The organism is Marinobacter sp., from assembly GCF_035268745.1.
GTDB lineage: Bacteria > Pseudomonadota > Gammaproteobacteria > Pseudomonadales > Oleiphilaceae > Marinobacter.
Window position 1 is genome coordinate 1 of record NZ_DATFKH010000100.1, and the last position, 1,701, is coordinate 1,701.

At 60.1% G+C, this 1,701-nt stretch carries 1 protein-coding gene; it reads left to right on the forward strand.

Features of this window, described 5'->3' with window-relative positions; translation table 11 throughout:
* Positions 1 to 46 precede the first annotated feature (46 nt).
* A partial coding sequence (gene prsK, locus VJ956_RS08005) for an XrtA/PEP-CTERM system histidine kinase PrsK (protein WP_324083620.1) occupies positions 47 to 1,701 on the forward strand: 1,655 nt, incomplete at its 3' end.

Below are 1,701 nucleotides of genomic sequence, written 5' to 3' on the forward strand. Positions count from 1 at the left end.
TAACAAACAGCTGGTCTGACCCGGACCCGCACGCAGGACGCGATCCATGTTCAACGATTTAAGCCTGATCAGCTACGCCACCGCCGCCGTCGCCTACCTGTTACTGGCGGTGCTCGTGGGCACAAGGTATCTGCGCCGGGATATTGACCGTTCCATCTTTCTGGCAGCCATTGTTTCCGCCATCTGGGCCGGGTCTCTGGTTACCCAGACACTGTGGAACGAGCCCGACTTTTTCGTGCGTTATTTACTGGAGCTGCTGCGGGACGCAGCCTGGGTAACAGTGCTGTTCGCCCTGCTGCGCGACGCTTTCCGGACCGCCAACATCAAGGGCGGGCTCCGGCGCATCATGGCCGCGGCAACCATGCTGCTGATCGTTGCGCTGGCTGGCTCCGGTGCTCTGGAATACTTTCTGGAAATCAGCATACTGGCCGGAAAAACCAAGATAGTCGGGCAGATTGCCCTGGCCCTGCTGGGGCTGTCCCTGGCCGAACAGATCTGGCGCAACGCCGTCACCTTCGGCCGCTCCAGCATGAAATATGTCTGCATTGGCGTTGCCAGCCTGTTCGCCTACGACTTTTTCATGTACGCCGACGCCCTGCTGTTCGGACAGGTCGCCGACTCATTCTGGGACGCCCGGGGCCTGATCAACGCCATCATCGTGCCCCTGTTTGCCATAAACGTGATCAACACCCGCAAACAGCCGGTGGAATTCCAGCTGTCACGGTCAGCGGTCTTCCATGTCGGCGCCCTGATCCTCGCCGGCGGCTACCTGTTGTTTCTGGCGATCGGCGGCTATTACGTCCAGATGATGGGGGGCAACTGGGGTGAAGCGCTGCGGGTGCTGTTCCTGGCGACCGCACTGATCTTCCTGGCAGCACTGGCCACATCGCGCCGGATCCGGGCGCGGCTGATGGTCTTCATCGGCCAGAACTTCTTTGACTACAAATACGACTACCGCGACGAATGGCTCAAAATGACCCGGGAACTGGCCAACCTCAGCGACAGTCCCCCACTGTCCGAGCGGGTGATCCGGATTCTGTCCGGCCTGGTGGAAAGCAACTCCGGGGCACTCTGGATCAAGGATGAACGGGGTGACTTCGTACTCAAAAGCGCGGTCAACCTGGCCCCGCCAAGATACACCATCATCGACGCCAACTCGGAACTGGTCCGGTTCTTCGGCGAGCGGGAGTGGATTATTGACCTGCACGAATATCATGCGGACCCGGTGCGCTATAACCTGCTGGAAATCCCCGACGCCATCTCCCGGATGAGCGGCGTCTGGCTGCTGGTGCCGCTCTACCTGGGTAACGACCTTTACGGCATCGCCGTGGTCGGCAACCCCTATGCCCGGGTGGAACTGAACTGGGAAAACTTCGACCTGGCCAAAGTGGTCGCGCGCCAGACCTGCAACCTGCTGGCGCAGGCAGATGCCCAGAACAGGCTGTCCCGGGCGATGCAGTTCGAGGCCGTCAGCAAAGCCTCCGCATTCATGGTTCACGACCTGAAAACCCTGATCGCCCAGCTTTCGCTGCTGGTAAAAAACGCGCCGCGCCACCGCGACAAACCCGAATTCATTGACGACATGATCCAGACCACCGATCACGCTGTCCGCAAGATGTCCAGGCTGGTGGACCATATCCGCAAACCGGCCGATGAATCCGTGGAAACCCAGGTGATTGACCTCGGCAACGTCGTTGAAGC